The organism is uncultured Mediterranea sp., from assembly GCF_902493215.1.
Lineage (GTDB): Bacteria > Bacteroidota > Bacteroidia > Bacteroidales > Bacteroidaceae > Bacteroides.
Genome location: NZ_CABUOL010000023.1, coordinates 21380 through 42842 on the forward strand (window position 1 = coordinate 21380; position 21463 = coordinate 42842).

At 54.9% G+C, this 21463-nt stretch carries 17 protein-coding genes and 1 pseudogene; 12 read left to right on the top strand and 6 right to left on the bottom strand.

The genetic code is table 11. The features are described 5' to 3' along the window. The first annotated feature begins 11 nt into the window (after positions 1 to 11). From RDO88_RS11705 to RDO88_RS11735, 7 genes are all read left to right on the top strand, one after another. Entirely contained in the window at positions 12 to 1382 is a 1371-nt protein-coding gene (locus RDO88_RS11705) for a S8 family serine peptidase (RefSeq protein WP_307759547.1), read from the top strand. Positions 1383 to 1561: 179 nt separating this feature from the next. Further along, positions 1562 to 2806: an exodeoxyribonuclease VII large subunit gene (xseA, locus tag RDO88_RS11710; protein ID WP_307759548.1), complete on the top strand. Its 1245-nt coding sequence runs from the start codon at positions 1562 to 1564 to the stop codon at positions 2804 to 2806. A gap of 10 nt (positions 2807 to 2816) precedes the next feature. Continuing rightward, positions 2817 to 3032, top strand: a complete 216-nt coding sequence (xseB, locus tag RDO88_RS11715) for an exodeoxyribonuclease VII small subunit (protein WP_021846923.1) — start codon at positions 2817 to 2819, stop codon at positions 3030 to 3032. Positions 3033 to 3051: 19 nt separating this feature from the next. Further along, positions 3052 to 4104 carry a branched-chain amino acid aminotransferase gene (locus tag RDO88_RS11720; protein WP_307759570.1) on the top strand — a complete coding sequence of 351 codons (1053 nt, stop codon included), beginning with the start codon at positions 3052 to 3054 and terminating at the stop codon, positions 4102 to 4104. Next, positions 4101 to 4922, top strand: a complete 822-nt coding sequence (locus RDO88_RS11725) for an MBL fold metallo-hydrolase (protein WP_307759549.1) — start codon at positions 4101 to 4103, stop codon at positions 4920 to 4922. The genes RDO88_RS11720 and RDO88_RS11725 overlap by 4 nt, the downstream gene beginning before the upstream one ends. Positions 4923 to 4925: 3 nt before the next feature. Further along, positions 4926 to 5684, top strand: a complete 759-nt coding sequence (gene trmB / locus RDO88_RS11730) for a tRNA (guanosine(46)-N7)-methyltransferase TrmB (protein WP_021846926.1) — start codon at positions 4926 to 4928, stop codon at positions 5682 to 5684. Positions 5685 to 5698: 14 nt separating this feature from the next. Further along, a complete protein-coding gene (locus RDO88_RS11735; RefSeq protein ID WP_307759550.1) occupies positions 5699 to 6799 on the top strand; it encodes a P-loop NTPase in 1101 nt (366 codons plus the stop codon). 141 nt (positions 6800 to 6940) lie between these two features. On the opposite strand, the pseudogene RDO88_RS11740 reads toward RDO88_RS11735, so the two are convergent. The 6 genes and pseudogenes from RDO88_RS11740 to RDO88_RS11765 all read right to left on the bottom strand — a co-directional run. Continuing rightward, positions 6941 to 8257, bottom strand: a pseudogene (locus RDO88_RS11740) (TonB family protein); the annotation flags it as partial. Positions 8258 to 8357: 100 nt separating this feature from the next. After that, the gene (locus RDO88_RS11745) at positions 8358 to 8726 is read right to left on the bottom strand and encodes a BlaI/MecI/CopY family transcriptional regulator (RefSeq protein ID WP_307759551.1); all 369 of its coding nucleotides are present in this window, start codon (positions 8724 to 8726) and stop codon (positions 8358 to 8360) included. A 167-nt stretch (positions 8727 to 8893) separates the two neighbouring features. Further along, complete coding sequence (locus RDO88_RS11750) at positions 8894 to 10138, bottom strand: ABC transporter permease (RefSeq protein ID WP_307759552.1); 1245 nt, start codon at positions 10136 to 10138, stop codon at positions 8894 to 8896. Beyond that, positions 10138 to 11313, bottom strand: coding sequence for an ABC transporter permease (locus RDO88_RS11755; RefSeq protein ID WP_307759553.1), 1176 nt, complete (start codon positions 11311 to 11313; stop codon positions 10138 to 10140). The genes RDO88_RS11750 and RDO88_RS11755 overlap by 1 nt, the downstream gene beginning before the upstream one ends. An 86-nt stretch (positions 11314 to 11399) precedes the next feature. Further along, positions 11400 to 12386, bottom strand: a complete 987-nt coding sequence (locus RDO88_RS11760) for a biotin/lipoyl-binding protein (RefSeq protein ID WP_307759554.1) — start codon at positions 12384 to 12386, stop codon at positions 11400 to 11402. Between the two features lie 90 nt (positions 12387 to 12476). Beyond that, the gene (locus RDO88_RS11765; protein ID WP_307759555.1) at positions 12477 to 13994 is read right to left on the bottom strand and encodes a TolC family protein; all 1518 of its coding nucleotides are present in this window, start codon (positions 13992 to 13994) and stop codon (positions 12477 to 12479) included. A gap of 506 nt (positions 13995 to 14500) precedes the next feature. Here RDO88_RS11765 and RDO88_RS11770 point away from each other — a divergent pair. From RDO88_RS11770 to RDO88_RS11790, 5 genes are all read left to right on the top strand, one after another. Then, positions 14501 to 15385, top strand: a complete 885-nt coding sequence (locus RDO88_RS11770) for a nucleotide exchange factor GrpE (RefSeq protein WP_307759556.1) — start codon at positions 14501 to 14503, stop codon at positions 15383 to 15385. 7 nt (positions 15386 to 15392) lie between these two features. Next, positions 15393 to 16973 carry an Hsp70 family protein gene (locus RDO88_RS11775; RefSeq protein ID WP_307759557.1) on the top strand — a complete coding sequence of 527 codons (1581 nt, stop codon included), beginning with the start codon at positions 15393 to 15395 and terminating at the stop codon, positions 16971 to 16973. 141 nt (positions 16974 to 17114) lie between these two features. Beyond that, positions 17115 to 19826 (top strand): TonB family protein, encoded by a 2712-nt coding sequence (locus RDO88_RS13565; protein ID WP_374043947.1) that lies wholly within the window; start codon positions 17115 to 17117, stop codon positions 19824 to 19826. A 4-nt stretch (positions 19827 to 19830) separates the two neighbouring features. Then, positions 19831 to 20367: a L,D-transpeptidase family protein gene (locus tag RDO88_RS11785; protein ID WP_307759558.1), complete on the top strand. Its 537-nt coding sequence runs from the start codon at positions 19831 to 19833 to the stop codon at positions 20365 to 20367. A 23-nt stretch (positions 20368 to 20390) separates the two neighbouring features. After that, on the top strand, positions 20391 to 21437 hold the full coding sequence (locus RDO88_RS11790; RefSeq protein WP_307759559.1) for an SH3 domain-containing protein: 1047 nt from the start codon (positions 20391 to 20393) through the stop codon (positions 21435 to 21437). Positions 21438 to 21463: the final 26 nt, after the last annotated feature.

The following is a 21463-nucleotide window of genomic DNA, read 5'->3' on the forward strand; positions in this document are numbered from 1 at the left end:
TTGAAAATGATATGAAACGAATGATTGGTTTATTGGTCTGCACCCTGGCCGTCCTGTCGGCGGGTGCGCAACAGGATACGCTGAAGTTCCGCATCTGCCTGAAGGACAAGGCGGCTACAGAGTACTCCTTGCAACGTCCTGAAGAATTTTTGTCTGCGAAGGCTTTGGAACGCCGCCACCGCCAGGGGCTGGAGGTGGACTCTACCGACCTGCCTGTGTGCCGCAGCTACGTGGACAAGATACGGCAGCAGGGAGTGAACATCGTGGTGACGGGCAAGTGGGAAAACTTCGTGACGGTGTCGTGCAACGACTCGTCGGCCATCGGCCGCATCGCCGCCCTGCCTTTCGTACGCTCCACCGAACGGGTGTGGATGCGCCCTGCCAAGGAGGTGGTGACGCCCCAACGCGATTCGCTGGTGAACCGTCCCGAGAAGCATCCTGAAAGTTACTACGGTGCAGGTGCTGCACAGATTCAGCTGAGTCATGGCGACAAGCTGCACGAGGCGGGTTTCCGCGGACAGGGGATGACCATCGCCGTCATCGACGCCGGTTATCACAACGCCGACCGCATCACGGCCTTCGATATGAACCGTGTGCTGGGTACAAAGGACTTTGTCAACCCCCGTGCCGACATCTTTGCCGAGCAGAGCCACGGCATGGCCGTGTGGTCGTGCATGGGGCTGAACCGTCCGAAGGTGATGGTGGGTACTGCTCCCGAGGCTTCCTACTGGCTGTTGCGCAGCGAGGACGACTACTCCGAGAATCTGGTGGAGCAGGACTACTGGTCGGCCGCCGTCGAGTTTGCCGACAGTGTGGGCGTGGACGTCATCAACACTTCGCTGGGCTACTATGAATTCGACGACAAGCAGAAAAACTATGAGTACCGCCAGCTGGACGGCCGTTACGCACTGATGTCGCGTCAGGCTTCGCACGTGGCCGACAAGGGTATGGTGCTGGTATGCAGCGCAGGCAATGCGGGAGCCGGTCCGTGGAAGAAAATCACCCCTCCGGGCGATGCCGACAACGTGCTGACCGTGGGAGCGGTGGGCAAGAATGGCGTGCTGGCCTCTTTCTCGTCCATCGGCAATACGGCGGACGGCCGCATCAAGCCCGATGTGGTGGCTGTGGGCTACAAGGCCGACGTGATGGGTACCGACGGTAACCTGCGCCAGGCCAACGGTACTTCGTTCGCTTCGCCCATCATGTGTGGCATGGTGGCCTGTCTGTGGCAGGCCTGCCCCAAGCTGACGGCCAAAGAGGTGATTGAACTGGTACGCCGTTCGGGCGACCGCGCCGCTTATCCTGACAATATTTATGGTTATGGCGTGCCCGACCTTTGGAAGGCTTATCAGGAATACCTTCGCCAACATCCCGATAAATGATTAGGAAGGTTCGGAATGGTTTCATCCAATGAAACCACCGGTTTCGTTCAATGAATCTACCGGTTTCATTCAATGAAACCAGTAGTTTCATAAAATGGAACTACCTTGGAACTACTAGTTTCGTTGTAATGACAACTATTGAAACTTTTTTTGTGAAAGTAATCTTTTTTTGAAAGAATATGCCGGAAGCTTTATCCCTATACGACCTCAACGCCCTGGTGCGACGCAGCCTGGAGCAGTGTCTGCCCGATGAATATTGGGTGCAGGCCGAGCTGAGCGAGGTGCGCATGCATCCCGCCACGGGCCATTGCTACGTGGAGTTCGTGCAGAAGGACCCGCGGGGCAACAACCTCGTGGCCAAGGCGCGCGGCGTCATCTGGAGCAACGTCTTCCGCCTGCTCCGTCCTTACTTCGAGGAGAGCACGGGGCAGGCTTTCGAGGCGGGCATCAAGGTGCTGGTGCAGGTCAGCGTCTCTTTCCACGAACTCTACGGCTTCAGCCTGACCGTGCATGACATCGACCCCACCTATACGCTGGGCGACATGGCACGCCGCCGCCGCGAGATACTGAAGCAGCTCGAGGACGAGGGTGTGCTGACGCTGAACAAGGAGTTGCCCATGCCCGTGCTGCCCCGGCGTGTGGCCGTCATCTCTTCGCCCACGGCGGCGGGTTATGGCGACTTCCGCCATCAGCTGGAGCACAATCCGCGTGGCTATACCTTCCAGGTGACCCTCTTTGCCGCCGCCATGCAGGGTGACCGTGTGGAGGCATCCATTCTCGAGGCGCTGGATGCCATCAACAGCCGGGTGGACCAGTTTGATGTGGTGGTCATCATCCGTGGCGGAGGCGCCACGTCCGACCTCTCGTGCTTCGACACCTACCTGCTGGCCGCCGCCTGCGCCCAGTTCCCCCTGCCCATCATCACCGGCATCGGGCACGAACGCGACGACACCGTGCTCGACTCCGTGGCCCACGTCCGCGTGAAGACCCCGACCGCCGCCGCCGAATACCTCATCGCCCGTATGGATGAGGCTGCCGACCGCCTGAACGAACTGGCCGTCCGCCTGCACGAAGGTGTGACCGCCCGCCTGGAGCAGGAGCGCCGGCGCCTGTACCAATGCCGCAACCGCATCCCCGCGTCGGCCGTCCGCCGCGTGTCGTCCGCCAAGCTGGAGCTGCTCACCGCCCGCAAAGACCTGCACCGCTCCGTGGAGACGCTGCTGGCACGCCACCGCCATCGGCTGGAGCTGCTCCACCAACGCCTGGCTGACGCTTCGCCCGAGAAACTCCTGGCCCGCGGCTACAGCCTGACGCTGAAGGACGGGCGTGCCGTGAAGGACGCCTCCCGGCTGCACGAGGGCGACGTGCTGGTGACGCAGGTTCATAAGGGAACATTCACCTCCATTGTAAAAAACATCAAATAGCAATCAAGATATGCCCGTACCCAAGAAAAAAGAAACCTACTCGCAGGCTATGGCCCGCCTGGAAAAGATTGTCAACCAGATTGACAACAACGAACTGGAGATTGACCAGCTGGCCGAAAAAATCAAGGAAGCCAACGAAATCATCGCCTTCTGCGAGAGCAAACTGACGAAAGCCGACCGGGAAATCGAAAAAATACTGGCCGAAAAGCAAGAAAGTGAAGAATAAAGAGTATTTTTGTTGCAAGTTGTACTATAGGAATACTCAAAATACAAAAGATATGAAAGAAATTGATTGGTCAAATCTGTCCTTCGGATACATGAAGACAGACTACAACGTGAGAATTTATCATCGTAACGGTCAGTGGGGAGAGCTGGAAGTATGCAGCGAAGAAACCATCCCCATGCACATGGCAGCCACCTGCCTGCACTACGGACAGGAAGCCTTTGAAGGGTTGAAAGCCTTCCGTGGCAAAGACGGAAAAGTGCGCATCTTCCGCTTGGAAGAGAACGCTGCCCGCCTGCAATCTACTTGCCGCGGCATCCTGATGCCCGAGCTGTCGACCGAACGTTTCCGTGAGGCCGTATTGAAGGTAGTGAAGCTGAACGAACGCTTCATCCCGCCCTATGAGAGCGGTGCATCCCTCTACATCCGTCCGTTGCTGGTTGGTACAGGAGCACAGGTAGGTGTGAAACCTTCCAATGAATACCTCTTCCTGATATTCGTCACTCCCGTAGGCCCGTACTTCAAGGGCGGATTTGCCACCACTCCCTACGTCATTACCCGCAAGTACGACCGTGCAGCTCCGCTCGGTACCGGTACGTTCAAGGTAGGTGGCAACTATGCAGCCAGCCTCCGCGCCAGCAAGGAAGCCCACGAAGGAGGATACTCGGCTGAGTTCTACCTAGACGCCAAGGAAAAGAAGTATATGGATGAATGTGGTGCCGCCAACTTCTTTGGCATCAAGAACAATACATACATCACTCCGCTTTCTACCTCTATTCTGCCCTCCATCACCAACAAGAGCCTGATGCAGCTGGCCGAAGACATGGGCCTGAAAGTAGAACGCCGTCCCATCCCCGAAGAGGAACTCACCACGTTCGAAGAGGCAGGCGCCTGCGGCACGGCAGCCGTCATCAGCCCCATCCAACGCATCGACGACCCCGAGAACAACCGCTCATATGTCATCTCAAAAGACGGCAAGCCGGGTGAAATCAGCTCCAAGCTCTATCACAAGCTGCGCGCCATCCAGTATGGTGACGAGCCCGACGTACATGGCTGGGTAACCATCGTAGAATGACAGGCGTGAACGGAGACATCCAGATAACGACCCTCGTCGAGAACGTTGTTTACGGCAAGGGATTGCAGGGAGAGCACGGGCTTTCCCTGCTTGTTGAGGTAGGGGGCCGCAAGGTGCTGTTCGATACGGGAGCGTCCGACCTTTTCATCCGCAACGCGCGGCTGATGGGCATCGACCTGGGCGAGGTGGACTACCTGGTCCTTTCGCACGGACATCGTGACCATACGGGCGGCCTGCACCATTTCCTGCGGCTGAACCAACGAGCCACGGTGGTGTGCAAGCGCGAAGCCTTGCGTCCCAAGTTCAAGGACGAGCGCGAGAACGGCCTGATGCATCCCGAAACCCTCGACACCACCCGCTTCCGCTTTGTGGACGAGGTGGAGGAACTCTTGCCGGGTGTCTTCGTCTTTCCCCGTCTGCCCATAGCCGACGAGGAAGATACCCACTTCGACCGTTTCTACACGCTGGCCGACGGAGAACGGCGCCCCGATCGTTTCGACGACGAACTGGCGCTGGTGCTGAAGCGCGGAAGCGACGTGGCCGTGCTGAGTGCCTGCTCGCACCGCGGCATCACCAACATTCTCCGCACGGTGCTGGACACCTTCCCCGACGCCAATCTGAGGCTGGTGCTGGGTGGTTTCCACATCCGCACGTGTGGGGCAGGGAAGAACGAAGTGATAGCCCGCTACCTGGTCGACCACCTGCCTCAACGGTTGGGTGTGTGCCATTGTACGGGCATCGACCAATATGCATTGTTTCACCAAATCTTCACCGACCGGCTGTTTTACAACTACACCGGCTGGGTGGAGACTTTCTAAATTATGGGAAAAGGAAAATTAGCTAAGTTTGCAGATATGCGGGATTACCCGCACGTGTTTGAATACCCCTATTCGGTTGTGGACGATGTACCCTTCGACATGAAGGGCCACTGGGGCGAGAGGTTCTTCAAGAACGACCGTCCCATCGTGCTCGAACTGGGTTGCGGCCGCGGCGAATACACCGTAGGCCTGGGCCGTCTCTTCCCCGAGAAGAACTTCATCGGGGTGGACATCAAGGGCGCGCGTATGTGGACCGGAGCCACCGAGTCGCTCCAGGCAGGCATGACCAATGTCGCCTTCCTGCGTACCCAGATTGAGATTATCGACCGCTTCTTCGCACCGGGCGAGGTGAGCGAGATATGGCTCACCTTCTCCGACCCGCAGATGAAGAAGGCCACCAAGCGCCTGACGTCCACCTACTTCATGGAACGCTACCGCCGATTCCTCGTGGACGGCGGACTGGTACACCTCAAGACGGACAGTAACTTCATGTTCACCTACACCCGGTATATGGTGGAGCACAACCACTTGCCCGTCGAAGTGATGACCGAGGATCTTTACCATTCCGGCCTGGCCGACGAGATACTCGGCATCCGCACCTACTACGAGCAGCAATGGCTGGACCGTGGGCTCAACATCAAGTACCTCCGCTTCCGCCTGCCGCACGAAGGGACGCTCACCGAGCCCGACGTGGAAATCGAGCTGGACGACTACCGGAGCTACAACCGCAGCAAGCGGAGCGGACTTCAGACAAGCAAATAAAAAACAGATATATTATGACTCTCTATCCGAAACTCATTCTCGACGCACTGGCCACCGTGCGCTATCCGGGCAACGGCAAGAACCTTGTCGAAGCCGAAATGGTGGCTGACAACCTGCGCATCGACGGCATGAAGGTCAGCTTCTCGCTCATCTTCGAGAAGCCCACCGACCCCTTCATGAAATCCATGCTGAAATCGGCCGAGACGGCCATCCATACCTACGTGTCGCCCGATGTGGAAGTGACGATTACGACCGAAAGCCGCCAGGCCGCTCGCCCCGAACCGGGCAAGATGCTGCCCCGTGTGAAGAACGTCATCGCCGTCTCCAGCGGCAAGGGTGGGGTGGGCAAGAGCACCGTGGCCGCCAACCTGGCTGTGGCCCTCGTGAAGCTGGGCTACAAGGTCGGCCTGCTCGATGCCGATATCTTCGGTCCCTCCGTCCCCAAGATGTTCCAGGTGGAAGACGCCCGTCCCTATGCCGAGCGCATCGACGGCCGCGACCTCATCATTCCCATCGAGAAGTACGGCCTGAAACTCCTTTCCATCGGCTTCTTCGTCAACCCCGAACAGGCTACCTTGTGGCGTGGCGGTATGGCCAGCAACGCCCTGAAACAGCTCGTGGGCGACGCCGACTGGGGCGACTTGGACTACTTCATCCTCGACACTCCTCCGGGCACGAGCGATATCCACCTGACGCTGCTCCAGACACTTGCCATTACGGGTGCCGTCATCGTCAGCACGCCGCAGCAGGTAGCCCTGGCCGACGCACGTAAGGGCGTGGACATGTATACCAACGAGAAGGTGAACGTACCCATCCTGGGACTGGTGGAGAACATGGCATGGTTCACTCCCGCCGAACTGCCGGAAAACAAGTATTACATCTTCGGCAAGGATGGCTGCAAGCAGCTGGCCGAGGAATTGAAAGTACCTTTGCTGGGGCAGATTCCCATTGTGCAGAGCATCTGCGAGAGCGGTGATAAGGGTACGCCCGTAGCTCTCGATTCGGATACCGTTACCGGTCGTGCCTTCCTGCAGCTGGCTGCTGCCGTGGTACGTCAGGTAGACAAGCGCAACATCGAGATGGAACCCACACGAATTGTGCAGGTAAAGAAATAACCATTCACTGCCGAGTAATAGAGGCGTTTTCTGATTCACCACTGATTACCCGGATTGGCATAGCTGTTTTATAATCTGTGACAATCTGTGTAACCGGTGGTGAATGTTTTTTTTGTTCGGGGTGTGGCTGGCGGATTATTGCAGGCGGAACATCACGGGAACGGTATATTTCACGTTGACCCTTTTCCCCCGTTGTTCACCCGGTATCCATTTGGGCATGCTGCTGATGACGCGGATGGCTTCTGTGTCCAGTTCGGGGGAGACGCCGCGCAAGATTTTTACCTGTTCGATGTTGCCGTCCTTGGTTACGATGAACTGCACGGTGACGCGTCCTTGTCTACCTGCTTCCATGGCTGTTGTGGGGTAATGGATGTTTTTGGACAAGTATTGCATCAAGGCCGTTGTGCCTCCCTTGAAGCGGGGCATTTTTTCCACGACTTCGAAAATATCCTCCTCTGTGCTGTCTTTCTCCTTTTCGCGGAACATGGGAGTCGGTTCGTCGTCCATGACAACAATCTTTTCTCTCGACAGGCTCCACTCTTCCGGATTGACCGGTTCGATGACTTCGGTTGTAATCTTCTGCGTGGCACGTGCTACGGCCTCGATGTTGCTCACAACCATCAGCAGGGCGGCCAGTGGGAAGAACATTACATATTTGGTCCTTCCGATGGCACGGGTCCGCCGTTTGTTCATCATCATGATGCGCCTTTTGAGGGGCAGGACATTGAAGCTGTTGTAGAGGGTACCCGCGCTCTTCTGGTGTGCCAGGCCCAATAGGTGATATTGGTAGGTACGCGAGTCGTGACCGGTCTCCAGCACCTTTTCGTCGGCCAGATACTCCAGATTGGTCCGTATCTCCCGCTTCATGAGCCAGACAAACGGATTGAACCAGCAGAAGATACACGCCAGTTCGCCGACCAGTACGTCGATGGAGTGCCATTGGCAGGCATGGGTCTTTTCGTGTGCCAGTATTTCTTTCAGCTCTTCGTCGGTATGTGCATCCGGGCAGACAAATATCCAGTGGAAGAAGGAAAACGGTCCTTCCGCATCGGGAAGCAGGTGTACGGTGGTTTCGTCTATCTTCTGTGTGAGGCAGTGGCGTGCCAGGCGGATGATGCCTGTCAGTTGGATAAGGAAGCGCGCCGCCAGCAGGGTAACCACCAGCCAGTAAACGATACGCATGCTGCCGGCCAGCAGCTGTTTCCAGTCTGTTCCTTCCTGTATGGCCGGAGTGATTTCCGGCAGAACCACCGATGCATACAGGTCCACCATGGCTGCCATGGGTTCCTGTTGCTCTATCCAGTTCTGGATGTCAAGCAGCGGTACGACAACCGATACGGCAAAGAAACACAGCAGTGCCGTCCGTCTCCAGCCGAAGAACGTATCCTTGTAGAAGAACAGCCTGTAGAAGGCGTAGAACAAGGCAATCGCCACATTGATTTTCAGGAAGTAGACCATGGTTTGAGTGGTTAGTGGTAAATGATAAATGGTTAATGATAAGCGGTAAGCAGACCTCTTTTAACCATTTATCATTTACCATTAAATCATTTATAATTTATCAGTCCTTTTCCTTCCCTTGTTCTATCATGTCGATGATGTCTTTCAGCTCACCGGCCGAAATTTTCTGTTCTTTGGCGAAGAACGACACCATTTCCTTGTACGAATTGGCAAAATAGTTGCGTACAAAGCCGCTCATGAACGTCCGCTTGTACTCACTTTCCGGAATCAGCGGTTTGTAATAGTAGGTGTTTCCTACGTGCGACGCTTTCACGTACTTTTTCCGTTCCAGGTTTTTCACAATCGAGGCTACCGTTGTGTAGGGCGGTTTGGGAGTCGAATATTTGGCCAGAATTTCCTTGATGCAACAATACTCCAGACTCCAGATGTACAGCATGGCTTCTTCTTCTTGCTTTGTTAATTTTTCCATGGAATATAGTTTTTAGTTTGAATTCTCTACAAATCTACGTAACCGTCGTAACAATACAAAGGATATATTGTTAATTAGTCTAAAATGAACGCGATTCCTGCTGTACCGGGGATGTGTCTATACTCCGCGTTGTCTGTGTCTGAAAACAAAGGGAAGTCGGTCTCCCGTTATTTCGTCCCTTTTTCCTTGTACCGCTTGTAAGCCTCGATCACGTGCCGGCGGCTTTGGATAATCTGCCAGCGGTACACTAGGCAGGTGGTCAGGAAGTAGATGCCGGTCTGCAGCCACAGGGCCTGATATTCCCACTGCACTTCGTTCAGTGTGGCTCCCATGCTGTTGATGCGCACGTAACCGTTGATACCGAATGTCGACGGGAACAGGTACGAGAAATAGCGCCAGAAGGGTGGAATGGCCGAGCCCGGCCACGAGATACCCGACAGGAACAGCAGCGGTACCGAGGTGAAGACAAACAGCAGCATGCACGTCTCGCGGTTGCGGATGGCGATGGAGGCCGTCATGGCAAAGAAGATGCAGGCGCTCAGGTAGGGTAGGGTGAACAGTATCAGTTCGCCCGGCAGGGCTATCTGGTTGAGGCTGAAGAGCCAGGGAACCACGCACAGCACGTAGGCCGACACCAGTGCATACACCAGGAAGTAGCTCAGCCCCTTGCCCATGACTATACGCAGCGTGCCGTTGTAGTGGCGGTTGATGGGCACCAGGTCGCGGAACTGGTTCTTCTCGCGGGCCGTTCCTGCCGACAGGCCGATGCCCAGCAGCAGTGTCTGTTGGATAATCAGTATCAGCACGGCCGGAATCAGGAAGGCGGCAAATCCGTTGGTGGGGTTGTACAGCGCCACGTCCTTGTATTCGATGGGATAGGCCGTTATCTCGTCCTGGCGGTCGGTTGTGTTGCCGGCGCGGGCTATCTTGATTTCCGTGTTCATCTCGAGCGACACCTCCGTATTGGCGCTCAGCATGGCCTTGTAGTACATCAGTCCGCTCATGTCGCAGAAGATGCTCACCTGCGTCTGCCGTCCGGCGGCAATGTCGTCGCTGAAGGTTTCGGGCAGGTAGACAATGCCGTAGGCGTCGCGGTTGCGCAGGGCCAGCTTGGCTTCCTCCATGTCGGCACAGTGGGCCACCACGCGTATGTCGGGGCTGGCGTCGAGCATCCGCACATATTGGCGGCTCAGCGTGCTGCGTGAGTCGTCCACCACCACGGCAGGCACGTCGCGCAGTGTTTCGTTGGTGTAGATAAACGAGTAGATCAGCGGATAGACCAGCGGTACCAGGATGAAGAAAATCAGTACCCCCTGGTCGCGGAAGGTCGTACGGAATTCCTGCTTCCAGATGTAGAACAGGTCGCAGATACCTTCTCTGATATGTTGTCTCAGCGTTATTTCCTTTTTCATCACGGTACGTATTTATAGTAAATGAGGGCTGCCTTCAGCCGGTGGGCAATGAAGAACGGCAGCATCATGAACAGCAGCAGGGCTACGTAGTTGGTCCACGAATAGATCATCGGATACCCGTTCAGCGCCTGGTCCACGTAGATCAGGAAGTAGTGGCGCAGCGGGAAGAGGTTGGCCAGCGCCTGCAGGGTGGGGTGCATACCCATGGCCGGGAACGACAGGCCGCACATCGAGAACGACAGCACGCCCCACAGCGAAGCGAAGCTCAGTCCCAGGCGCAGTGTGGGCAAGGTGCCGATCATCAGCACACCCATGCCCTGCGAGGCCAGCACGAGGCACAGGGTGGCAAAGAGCATCGGCAGGATGCCACTCTGGCACGGGAAGTGCAGAAAACCGTACAGGTAGACATTGTACAGAATACCCATCAGGAAGAAGACGGCCGTGTGGGGCAGCAGCTTGCCGGTCAGTGATATCAGAATGGAGTTGTTGCCGGTACGCAACCATTGGCGGGCAGTGCGGTCCTTGATTTCCACGCCGATGGAAAATACCGTCACCATGAAAATGAGCAGCATCAGTACGCCCGGTGCAAACGTATTGTTCAGGTAGACCGAATAGTTGATCCACGGATTGTTCAGTGGATGTGTGTCGATGACGATGGGCTGCAGGAATCCCATGGCCTGGTCTTCCGTCGCTCCCTTGGCGTAGAGCACCGAGCGGGCGGCGGCTCCCGAGGCCAGTTCGCTCATCATCTTCATGTCCTTGTAGAGCAGCGAGCCGGCAATGAGCAGCGTGTTGTTGGTGTAGAACGACACCTTGGGCTGCCGCTGGGCCTGCGCCTTGGCAGTGGTACCGTCGGGAATGTAGTAGAAGCCGTAGATGTCGCCCCGCTGCATGGCCTGCCGTGCCTCGGTCACGTTGGGATAGTGGGCCACGACAGCCGTCTGCTCAAAGGCGTCGAGGTTACGCACCAGCTGCCGCGAGGTGGTCGTCATGTCTTCGTCCACTACGCCCACCGGCATGTTCTGCGGCAGCCCTGAGTCCATCAGGGTGGTGAAGAACACGTAGCAGAACAGCGGAGCCACCACCATGCAGAACAGGTAGAGCGGCCGTGACACGAGGCGTTTCCCCTCGCGTTTCATCACGTTCCACAAGGCTTTGTATTTCGTTGCGTTCATTTATTTAATTGAAAATTGATAATTGAAAATTGAGAATGGAAAAATGGAAGTAATCCTCATTCCTCATTCTTCATTTTTCCCATTCTTCATTTTTCCAGCACCACGCTCATCCCCGGCCGCAGTCCTTCGACTTTCTCCAGCGGACTGGCCTTCACTTCGAACGTCTTCAGGTCGAACTGGCCGGCGGTCTTCGTGGCTTTCCAGGCGGCATAGGTGCCCAGGTCCTTCATATAGTACACTTTCAATCGGATGTCACGGTCCAGTGCCGGGACGTAGGCTTCGAATTCCGTACCCACAGTCAGTCCCTTCAGCAGGTCCTCGCGTACGTTGAAGCTCACCCACATGTCCTCCATCACGGCGATGTTCATGATGGGCGCTCCCGTGCCTACCAGTTCGCCCACTTTGGGGAAGATTTCCGAAACCTCTCCTGCTGTCTGGGCAATGAGGTATGTCTCCTTGATGTACGACTGTACTTCGGCCACGGCTCCGCGTGCACGCTGAACCAGGGCCGCTGCGGCAGCCTTGTCCTCGCGTTCGGCACCGTTCCGGGCCATGTCATACTGCGACTTGGCCGCCTTCTCCGTTGCGATGGCCGCGTCGCGCTGTGCCGTCACCTCGTCCAGCTTCTGTGCCGACATCACTCCCTGGTCGTACAGGTTCTTCACGCGTTTGTACGATTTTTCGGCGATGGTCACGCCCGCACGTGCCTTCTGCCACATCTCGTAGGCACCCTGAATCTGTTCCTGGCGTGCCCCTTTGATGGCCTTTTCGTTCTGTGCCTGTGCGGCGGCTTCGGCAGCCTGTGCCTGTTCCAGCTTGGCCTGTACGTCCGGCGCTTCCAGCAGCGCCAGGGTGTCGCCTGCCTTCACGGCCTGTCCCTCCTTCACGCGGAATTCCAGAATGCGTCCCGGCACCTTGCTCGATACGCGGTATTCGTTGACGTCTGCCTGTCCTTGAACCATTTCCGGCCCTTTGTGCAGCATGAAGAAGCCTACCAGGGCCACTACTGCGATGACGCCTACCAGTGTCAGGAAGGCCAGCAGCATGTTACTGTTTTGCGATTTTGTATCCATTTCTATAATTGAAAATTGATAATTGACAATTGAGTTGAGGGTTTTATTGAGTTGAGGGTTGAGAGTTGAGAGTTGAGAGTTAGTAATGATTCACTTTCCACTCTCCACTCTCCACCCTCCACTCTCAACTGAAGTAAGTTCTCCCGTCGCCTTCTTCAGGTAGAGGTCCGTCAGCTTCACGTCGATTTGGGCGTCTATCTTTTCCGACTGGGCCGAGAGCCAGGCCGTGTGGGCTTCCAGCACGTTGCTGGCCGGTATCACTCCTTCTTCAAATCCCAGGGTGGCATAGCGCAGGTTCTCGTCCGCCTTCTCCAGATTCTTCTCAGCCATCACCAGCTTCTTGGCAGCCTCGTTCACCTTGAAGGCCGACTGGTTCACCTGCAGCTGTATCTTTTCTTTTGCCTCTGCCAGCTGGAAGCGGGCAATGTTGGCCTCCGCCTTGGCAGCCTTCACCTTGTTGATGCCTTCGCCCCAGTGCCACAGGGGTACCGACACCATCACCCCCACGTTCCACATGCCCTTGAATTTCTTTTCGAAGCTGTTCAGCACCGACGGGCTGGTGGCCATGTAGCTTCCCATCAGCGCGATGGAGGGTAACATTTCCGAACGGGTCACGTTCACCTTCTGGTCATAGATTTTGGAGGCCAGCTCCAGGCTGCGCACTTCCGGACGGATGGCGTATACGCTTTCCATATTCACCTGGTTGCTGGCTATTCCGGCTTCTCCCAGGTTCTCTTCCCGTTCGTCTTCCAGTACGATTTCCGTTGTCAGGTCCAGTCCGCACAGCTGGCACAGCAGCATGCGCGACAGGCTCAGGCCGTCGTCCACCTTGGTCAGTGTCATTTCGGCCTCGTTCACCTTCACCTTCACCGACAGGCCGTCAGCTTTAGTGGCCACACCTTCGTTGATCATCTTGTCCACGTCGCCCTCCAGCTTCTTCAGCAGTTCCAGGTAACCTTCGGCCAGCCTTTTCTTGTGTACCAGCGACACCACCTGCCAGTAGGCCTGGTCGGTGTTCAGTATCACCTCCTGCATGCCGGTACTGTGTTGCTGGCGTGCCAGTTCTTCCGCATATTTCGTGATTTTGTTGTAAGCTCTTATCTTTCCGCCCATATACAGCGGTTGTGTCAGCGTGACGGCGCCGGCAAACATGTTGCGCGTGTCGGTGCGCAGGGCGTCGGCCAGCGAACTGCCCACCTGGTTCAGCGGTCCGGCCAGGTCCACACTCCCGAAGGCCTGCAGCAGTTGCACGAACTGCGGGTTCTGCAGCAGGCCCGGGTTCTGGGCAATCATGTTCTGCACCCCGTTCTGCAGGGCTCCGCTCAGGTTGGTGCCGATGTTGGACAAGGCATCCTTCTGCGAGTCGCTCAGCAGCGATATTTCTTTCTGGTTACGGATGTAGGCGCCCGTTGCGTCCAGCTTGGGCAGGTAGTTGGCAAATGCCGCCTTCTTCCGGTAATGCGCGGCATTGATTTTTTCCTGGCTTATCAGCAGCTCCTTGTTGTTGGCCATGGCCAGTGCACGACAACTGTCCAGACTCAGCACCTGCTGCGCGCCTGCTGTATAGGCCGTTAAGGCTAATAAGGTGGTACATAAGAACTTTTTCATTGCATTCCTTGCTATTTTCATTTCTTTTGGATGGCCGCCTTCCGGCGACAATGATTGCATAAACAACAATGCAAAGATAGAAAAGTTCTCGAAATCTTTGCAGTTTTCGATAAAAAAAGAAAAGGCGGGCTGTTATGGACGGATATGAGTATGGATTTTCAAAGGGAATAACGGTACGTGTTTGGCGTGGACGTTTATTGGACTTTGATAATCCGGTTCTAAACATTTCTGAAATGAATCTGTTAAACTTGTCACGGTTTTTAGTTACAAATGGGATAAAAATAGGGAGAAATTGAAAAATATAATTAGTAAATAGTTGGACTTTTTAGGTGTAATATATAAATTTGGGGCGGTTTGATTTCGTAGGATTTTGTTTGGATCTTAAATGTGAATACTATAAATTTAAGATAAGTAGATATCTTTTACCATGTAAACATTTTCATGAATCGCATAAGCAAAATCTCAGAATTGACATTTAAATAAGAGTAACTTTAAATAATAAATGTATGGCACCGTTTTGGAACAAGAGAGAGAATTCTACAGGTCCGTCGGAAAACGATCATCCGGAAGAACAGGGTACTACAGCTGCATTGCAGGCTCAGAATGAAGAATTGACTGGTCTTTTGGACGCATTCAAGGCCGAAAACAAGGAGTTGAAGGCGAAGCGCAAGGAACTGGAAGAACAGAGCAAAGCCTTGCAGGCCGAAAATGACTCATTGAAAGAAAAGCTCGCCCAATGGGAGGACGGCGGCAAGACACTGGCCGAACGCGAGAAGAAACTGCAGGAATGGGAACAGAAGTTGCAGGAACGTGAAAAAGCGTTGGAACAACGGCCGGTACCGGCCGAGCCTGCTGCCGATGTGACGCAGCACGCACAAGCTTCTTCCATACCCTCGGCCGGGCTCGAAAAAGAAATAAAGGAAATCCGGAAAATGTTGGATGAAAACCAGTATAAGGACAAGATCATCAAGGAGCTTCACGATGAACTTCAGAAGCGCAGCCGTGATTTCTATGCGGACATAGCCAAACCCTACCTGAAGAATATCATCAAGATCTTCGAACGTATATCGGGTACCTATAAAAGCCTGAATCGCGAAGAATTCAAAGGAAAGGAAAATGCGTTGGAACTGGCCATTCGGGCCGTCGAGAACGACAAACTCATGATAGAGGATCTGCTCGGCGACGAATACGACATGGTCTATTTTGAACCCGAAGCGGGAAGCGAATACCTGCCCAAGGAACACACTGCCGTGCAGAGTGTTGCAACCCGTCAGAAAGAGCAGGGTGGAAAAATCATCGAATGCCGCCAGGGTGGTTTCCGCGACGCCAATACCGGCAAGGTGTTCAAGAGTGCGATAGTAACCGTTTATAAATACGAAAATAATAATTAAATACATTATGGATAGTACAAGAGCCGTATACGGCATAGACTTAGGAACCACTTACAGCTGCATCGCGCAAGTGGACAAATTCGATCAGGCAATCGTTCTCAGAAATTTCGAAGGTGACGCTACCACGCCTTCTGCAGTCTATTTTGAAGACCAGGAACATGTGGTGGTCGGCAAGGAAGCCAAAGGTATGCTGGCTACCGAGCCCGGCAAGACCGTAGTGTTCGTAAAACGCGAAATCGGCGTGGACAGCAGCTTCGACAAGGCTACCAATACACTGCCCCATCACTACGATCCGGCAGAAATCTCGGCCTTTATTCTGAAGAAGCTGGTGAAGGACGCCAACGACCTGGGCGATAACCCCGAACCCATCAAGGATGTGGTAATCACCTGTCCCGCTTATTTTGGAACCAAGGAACGCATGCAGACCAAGCAGGCCGGTGAAATTGCCGGACTGAACGTGCTCGCCATCATTAACGAGCCTACCGCAGCCGCCATTTCCTACGGCGTGAAGACCGACCAGAAGAAGACCGTGTTGGTTTACGACCTGGGTGGTGGTACCTTCGACGTGACCATCATCAACGTCAACGGCGGTGCCATCAAGGTTATCGCTACCGGAGGTGACCACCATTTGGGTGGTGTCGACTGGGATACGGCATTGGCCGAATACATGCTGGGTGTCTTCAACGAACAGAACGGCACTTCCTATAGCCTCGAAGATTCTCCCGAACTGAAATACACCCTGCTGCTCGAAGCCGAACAGAAGAAAAAACAGCTCACGGCCAAGCAGTCGGTCAAGGCCAACATCCAGTACGAAGGCATGACGGCCCGCATCGAAATCGACCGCGACCTCTTCAACTCGTTGACCGAGAGTCGTCTGGACGAAACGATCGATGCTACCCGCAAGGTGATTGAAATTGCCCAGAACAAAGGTTATACCAACATTGACGAATATCTGCTGGTGGGCGGTAGTAGCCGTATGCCTCAGATCAAGGAACGCCTGGACCGCGAATTCGGTTGCGACTCCAAGCTCACCGACCCCGACGAATGCGTAGCCAAGGGTGCCGCCATCTATGCCATGAATGCCGCCTATTCGCAGGCCATTCAGGATTACGAGGAAGGCGAAAGCGACTTCAAGCCGGCTCCTTTGAGGGGCGACCGTGCAGTGGTGGTGAATGTCACCAGTAAGACCTATGGTACCGATGTGAACAAGAACGAAGTGCAGAACCTCATCTTTGCCAACACTTCGCTTCCTGCCAAGCGCACGGTGACCTTTACGACCAGTGTCCCCAACCAGCGTAGCGTGTCGATGAAAGTCTTTGAGAGCGATTTCACCAACGAAGCGACCGAAGAAGTGGTAGAAGACAAGTTCTGCAACCTCATCGACAACCATGTTCTGACCCTTACCAAGGACTGGCCGAAGGGCACTCCCATTTCTGTAACGTTCAATATCGACAACGAGGGTATCCTTTATGTGAATGCATTTGTGGAGAAAGACGTGCTCGACTTCCAGCTCAAGATTACCGGTGTCAAAGGCGAAGAAGAACTGTCCAAGTCGAGAGCCATTGTCAATAAGGCCACGCTCGAATAAGCGGAGGCGCACTTTATAAACGGCAAGAGGGTGTGTCCATTTTGAAAATAAGCGGAGTTTCCGGCTTATTCCAGATTGGGACACACTCTCTTGTCAAGTTTTGTCAGTAGCGAATCCTTCAGTAATATACGAAAGACATTTATGAACGAAATAATGATGAATCAGAAAGTCAGCAAGTGGAACGAAGCTTGCCGATTTCTGAAAGGGAAACAGAGTGAATTGTCCGTCGAGGAATGGACAGCTGTCGAACTGTTGGCCGACTTCTGGCGCGAGCGTTCGTTCGACGAAGACAGCGTGGCCGAGTGCGAGGGCCTGATAGCCACCCTCTCGGCCTGCGATAAGCTGCACATTGCCAATCTGGACATCATAACCTGGAGTAAGGAGTTCCGGGGCATAGCCAAGGCCATGTACACCAAGGACAAGGAGACCTTCGAGCAGTTCCGTGAGGCCATGAAGAAGTTCAACCGTGCCAACCGTCCGCAGCCTTCCCGTCCCGCGCCCGAACGTCCGTCGGCACCGTCGCCTGCACCTGTCAACAACATCCTGCTCAAGCAGCACTTGCAGAAGTGGCACAAGGCAGCCGTCTATCTGCTGGGTGTGTGGGGCGAACTGGGTCGTGACGAACAGGAAGCCCTCCAGTTGCTGCTACGCATCTGCAATGCTGAGTGGAACGACAAGAATCTGCTGGAGCGCTGTGTCAATGTGTTGGCCGGATCCGACAAACTGCATGCGGCCAACAAGGACATCATCGTCCAGAGCAAGGAACTGCGGGGCATCTGCCGTCAGTACCTCAAGGATCTGGAAACCTTTCAGGCTTTCCGTAAGTCCTTGTCGGACTACCTGGCTTCCAATCCGTTGCCTGCGCCACGGATTGAGGAACCCCGTCGGGAAGAGCCTCGTCGGGAAGAACCCCGTCGGGAAGAGCCGGTACGTCCTTCGCCACAGCAGCCCCGTCGTCCCAATCCTTCTTTTTCGCCTTCCATCCGCATCACGCGGGTCGATTTTGCCAACGGCGATGTGAAGGGAAACCTTTTGTCCAGTTTCGGCAGTCCCCTTTATACCAACATGGCCTATCTCACTCCCCGCATCTCCTATCAGGTATTGCGCAGTGGTGGTGGACAGGCCGATATCTGGTACAAGCTGTTCTCTCCGTCGGGCATGCTGATGACGGCCCAGGGCGGACGCGACGGTTATACTTGGCATGGATTTGTCGGTCTGGCAGCTTCGGGTACCGTTGCTTTGGGCGGATTCGGTGGCGATGCGTGCAACACCTTCACTGTTACCGGTACCTGGACCATCGAGTTCTACGAAGAAGACCATCTGCTCTATCGTTCGCAGTTCCGTGTTACCGATAAGCCCGCCCCTCCTCCTCCCAAGCGTCACCGCTGGGTTTGGTTCCTGGTGCTGGCTGCGCTGTTGTGGGGTGGCTATGAGTACTGGTACAAGGACTATAAGAAGGAAAAGGATGCCCCGCGCTACTACGTCTATGCCGATAACCTCTTTCTGCGTTCGTCGGCCGTTGCCGATGTGGAATACAACCGCAAGACCACCCTTCCTTATGGTTCGGAGCTGATTACCTTCTCGAACGAGAACGGCTGGGCCTATGTAAAGAGTGGTGGAGAATCCGGCTATGTCGCTTCCGATTACATTCTCGAGGCGGCCGACTTCCAATTGCTGAACGGTGTCTGGGGCAATGACGAAGCCCGTGATGCAGTCTCTACAGCCAAGTGCAGGCTGGCGCTTTTCGATTACCTGAAGTCGAACAACCTGCAGACAGGCAGCACAGCCTGGCAGCTGTTTGCCAAGCAAAAGGAGGTGAAGCCCAACAGTATCCTCTTCCCGCGTCTGAACGATGGTTACGACCATTTCACCGAGTTTGCCTTTATCCTGAAAGACAATGCTACCGGTCAGCGGAAACTGGTGCTCTATGCGTTCGAGGAAAATGAGACGCCGGTGTTCCGTTATGCCGAAGATGCGCCCGAGTCTGGCGACATCCGTTCCATCACCTACAACCAGTGGAGCAAGAAGTACAAGGTGAACTATTCGGGAGCCGCTCCTCAGGCACGCAGTTCCGTAGTTGTCGAGCGCGAACCGCAGAATCCTGAAGTCGCTGCAGCCGATAAGGTTACCATCCGTTCGGTTCAGTTTGCCAATGTTGACGACAACGGTAAGATACTCACCGGATATGGTCTGCAGCTTTATTCCGACATTCAGTATCTGCGCTCGCGGGTTTACTTCAAGAAACAGACAGCCGATAAGGAAAAAATCGAATTCGGCGTGAAGATCTATCAGCCCGATGGCAATCTTGTCCGGGGACAGTCTTCACCGGTGGGCTACACCTTCCTGCACACCATCAATTTCGGTCATCAGGAAGGTTCCTTCGAGCTGATGGGATGGGGAAATCCCGACGGCCGTTTCTATACTCCCGGCACCTACCGTTACGAAATCTGGTGCGACGGACAGAAACTGTATTCCACCCAGGTGGATGTCAAGGCAAAACAGCAGGCTGCCGCAGTGACTTCGGCACCCGACAACCGCGTGTACGACCGTGTGGACCAGATGCCCCAATTCCCTCAGGGGGGGATGTCCGGTATGATACGCTACCTCAGCAAGAACATCGATTATCCGAAGTCGGCGCAGGAGAACGGTACCCAGGGTACCGTCCGTGTGCAGTTTGTTGTTGGGACGGACGGCAGTCTGACGGATTTCAAGATTGTCCAGAGCGTCGATCCTGCTCTCGACAAGGAAGCGCTCCGTGTAGTCATGAGTATGCCCAAGTGGAAACCCGGTACGATGAACGGCAAGCCCGTGCGTGTAAGGTATACACTTCCTGTGGCTTTCAAATTGAACTGAGGTCATGAAACGTCTGTTGCTGCCTCTTTCCTGTGCGGCTCTCGGTGCCTTGTTGGCGGGGCTGGCCTGCCGTTTTCATTACGGCGGCCAGCTGCGCCGGGCACAGCAGGCCAAACTGATGCTCATCTCCAAGCAGGAGATGAAGTTGCGGGTCATCGACTATAAGGGCACCGAGCTGTTCACGGCCGGTATAGCCTGCGGACTCAATTATGGCGACAAGCAGAAGCCGGGCGACATGAAGACCCCCGAGGGCGTCTTCACCGTTTCTGACATTCACGATTCCCGTAGCTGGACCCACGATTTCCGTGATGGGAAAGGTGAAATAAAGGGGGCCTACGGTCCGCATTTCATCCGGCTCGACGTGCCGGGTCACAAGGGCATTGGCATCCACGGTACACACGATTCCCTCTCCATCGGCACCCGGGCTACGGAAGGATGTGTCCGGCTCAAGAACGAGGACCTGGAGAAGCTCATTCCTCTGGTCGAAGTCCCCATGACGGTTGTCATCACCCCTTCGGCCGAAGATGTACGGAAGAATTGACTGATCTTTAAAATAGAATACGTATGAGAACATTTGCATGGATCATTTTTATGGTATGCTGCAGCCTGTGGTGCAGCGCGCAGACACAGTACGAGGTTACGGCCAGTACCTTTTTGAATATCCGCAGCGCTGCGGATGCCAGTGCTCCCGTCATCGGAACCATCGATAAGGGCGGGAAAGTCGACGTCTACGAAATTGCGGACGGTTGGGCCAAAATCGGTTTCGATGACGGTTTTGCCTATGTCAGTGCCGATTATATCCGGAAGGTGGAAACACCCGTAGCCGCTGCCGCCGAAGCCGATAGTCCGTTGTTCAACTTTTCGTTGGACGGCCTTTTCTCCGCTGATGTCGAGTGGATGGTCTTTGTGATTGCCGGGCTTTCCCTGGTGTTGTTCTTCATCCGCAAGAGCAGGGGCGAGGAACCCCTGGAAGGCAGTCTGTATGTTGCCAACTGGATTCTGTTTCTGGCGGTCACTGTGGTCGAGCTGGTCTATCTGGCCCTCATGGGTACCCGGGCCACCTGGTTCTGTATGCCCGACACCGTGGGCTGGCTGTGGACCGTCATCAATTTTATCATCTTTGCTTTTGTGGTCTACAATCAGTTCATGTGCTATTTCAATACGCTGGCCGATACGGAGTACAACAGCTACGGCTCTTTCGACAAGCGCTGGGGACTCTATTCCTGGGGTGGTCTGGTGGTAGGCGGCCTTGTGTCGGGGTTTTTCTTTCAGGCAGCCGTACCGTTTGTGCTGGTAGCCTTTGTTGTGTGCCAGCTTGTACAGATTGTTCTGATTTTCAGGGGAGTGGTTCCGCAGGGAGGCTGGGGTAAAGCCTTCCTCTGTACGGCAGTCTATCTGTTGGGTTCTGTAGCCACCTTGTGGGTGCTTGCCCATTTTGTCGTGCTGCTCATCATCGTTCTTGTAGCCTATTTCCTGCTGTCCCTTTTGGGAAAGAGCAGCAACACCCGCAGGTGCTGCAAGAACTGCAGCCACTACAGCGGCGGCTATTGCAGCTATCGGGGCAGCTACATCAGCGATGCCTACAACAAGGTTTGCGACAATTACAGTTAATAGTGGTTAGTGGTTAGCGGTTAGTG

Excerpts from the sequence above, each read along its gene's own strand:
- RDO88_RS11785 (WP_307759558.1), top strand. The coding sequence starts at position 19,831 with ATGAAACGTCTGTTGCTGCCTCTTTCCTGTGCGGCTCTCGGTGCCTTG.
- xseB (WP_021846923.1), top strand. The coding sequence starts at position 2,817 with ATGCCCGTACCCAAGAAAAAAGAAACCTACTCGCAGGCTATGGCCCGC.
- RDO88_RS11745 (WP_307759551.1), bottom strand. The coding sequence starts at position 8,726 with ATGGAAAAATTAACAAAGCAAGAAGAAGAAGCCATGCTGTACATCTGG.
- RDO88_RS11755 (WP_307759553.1), bottom strand. The coding sequence starts at position 11,313 with ATGAACGCAACGAAATACAAAGCCTTGTGGAACGTGATGAAACGCGAG.
- RDO88_RS11775 (WP_307759557.1), top strand. The coding sequence starts at position 15,393 with ATGGATAGTACAAGAGCCGTATACGGCATAGACTTAGGAACCACTTAC.
- RDO88_RS11760 (WP_307759554.1), bottom strand. The coding sequence starts at position 12,386 with ATGGATACAAAATCGCAAAACAGTAACATGCTGCTGGCCTTCCTGACA.
- RDO88_RS11725 (WP_307759549.1), top strand. The coding sequence starts at position 4,101 with ATGACAGGCGTGAACGGAGACATCCAGATAACGACCCTCGTCGAGAAC.
- RDO88_RS11735 (WP_307759550.1), top strand. The coding sequence starts at position 5,699 with ATGACTCTCTATCCGAAACTCATTCTCGACGCACTGGCCACCGTGCGC.
- xseA (WP_307759548.1), top strand. The coding sequence starts at position 1,562 with ATGCCGGAAGCTTTATCCCTATACGACCTCAACGCCCTGGTGCGACGC.
- RDO88_RS11765 (WP_307759555.1), bottom strand. The coding sequence starts at position 13,994 with ATGAAAAAGTTCTTATGTACCACCTTATTAGCCTTAACGGCCTATACA.
- RDO88_RS11705 (WP_307759547.1), top strand. The coding sequence starts at position 12 with ATGAAACGAATGATTGGTTTATTGGTCTGCACCCTGGCCGTCCTGTCG.
- RDO88_RS11750 (WP_307759552.1), bottom strand. The coding sequence starts at position 10,138 with ATGAAAAAGGAAATAACGCTGAGACAACATATCAGAGAAGGTATCTGC.
- trmB (WP_021846926.1), top strand. The coding sequence starts at position 4,926 with ATGGGAAAAGGAAAATTAGCTAAGTTTGCAGATATGCGGGATTACCCG.
- RDO88_RS11790 (WP_307759559.1), top strand. The coding sequence starts at position 20,391 with ATGAGAACATTTGCATGGATCATTTTTATGGTATGCTGCAGCCTGTGG.
- RDO88_RS13565 (WP_374043947.1), top strand. The coding sequence starts at position 17,115 with ATGAACGAAATAATGATGAATCAGAAAGTCAGCAAGTGGAACGAAGCT.
- RDO88_RS11770 (WP_307759556.1), top strand. The coding sequence starts at position 14,501 with ATGGCACCGTTTTGGAACAAGAGAGAGAATTCTACAGGTCCGTCGGAA.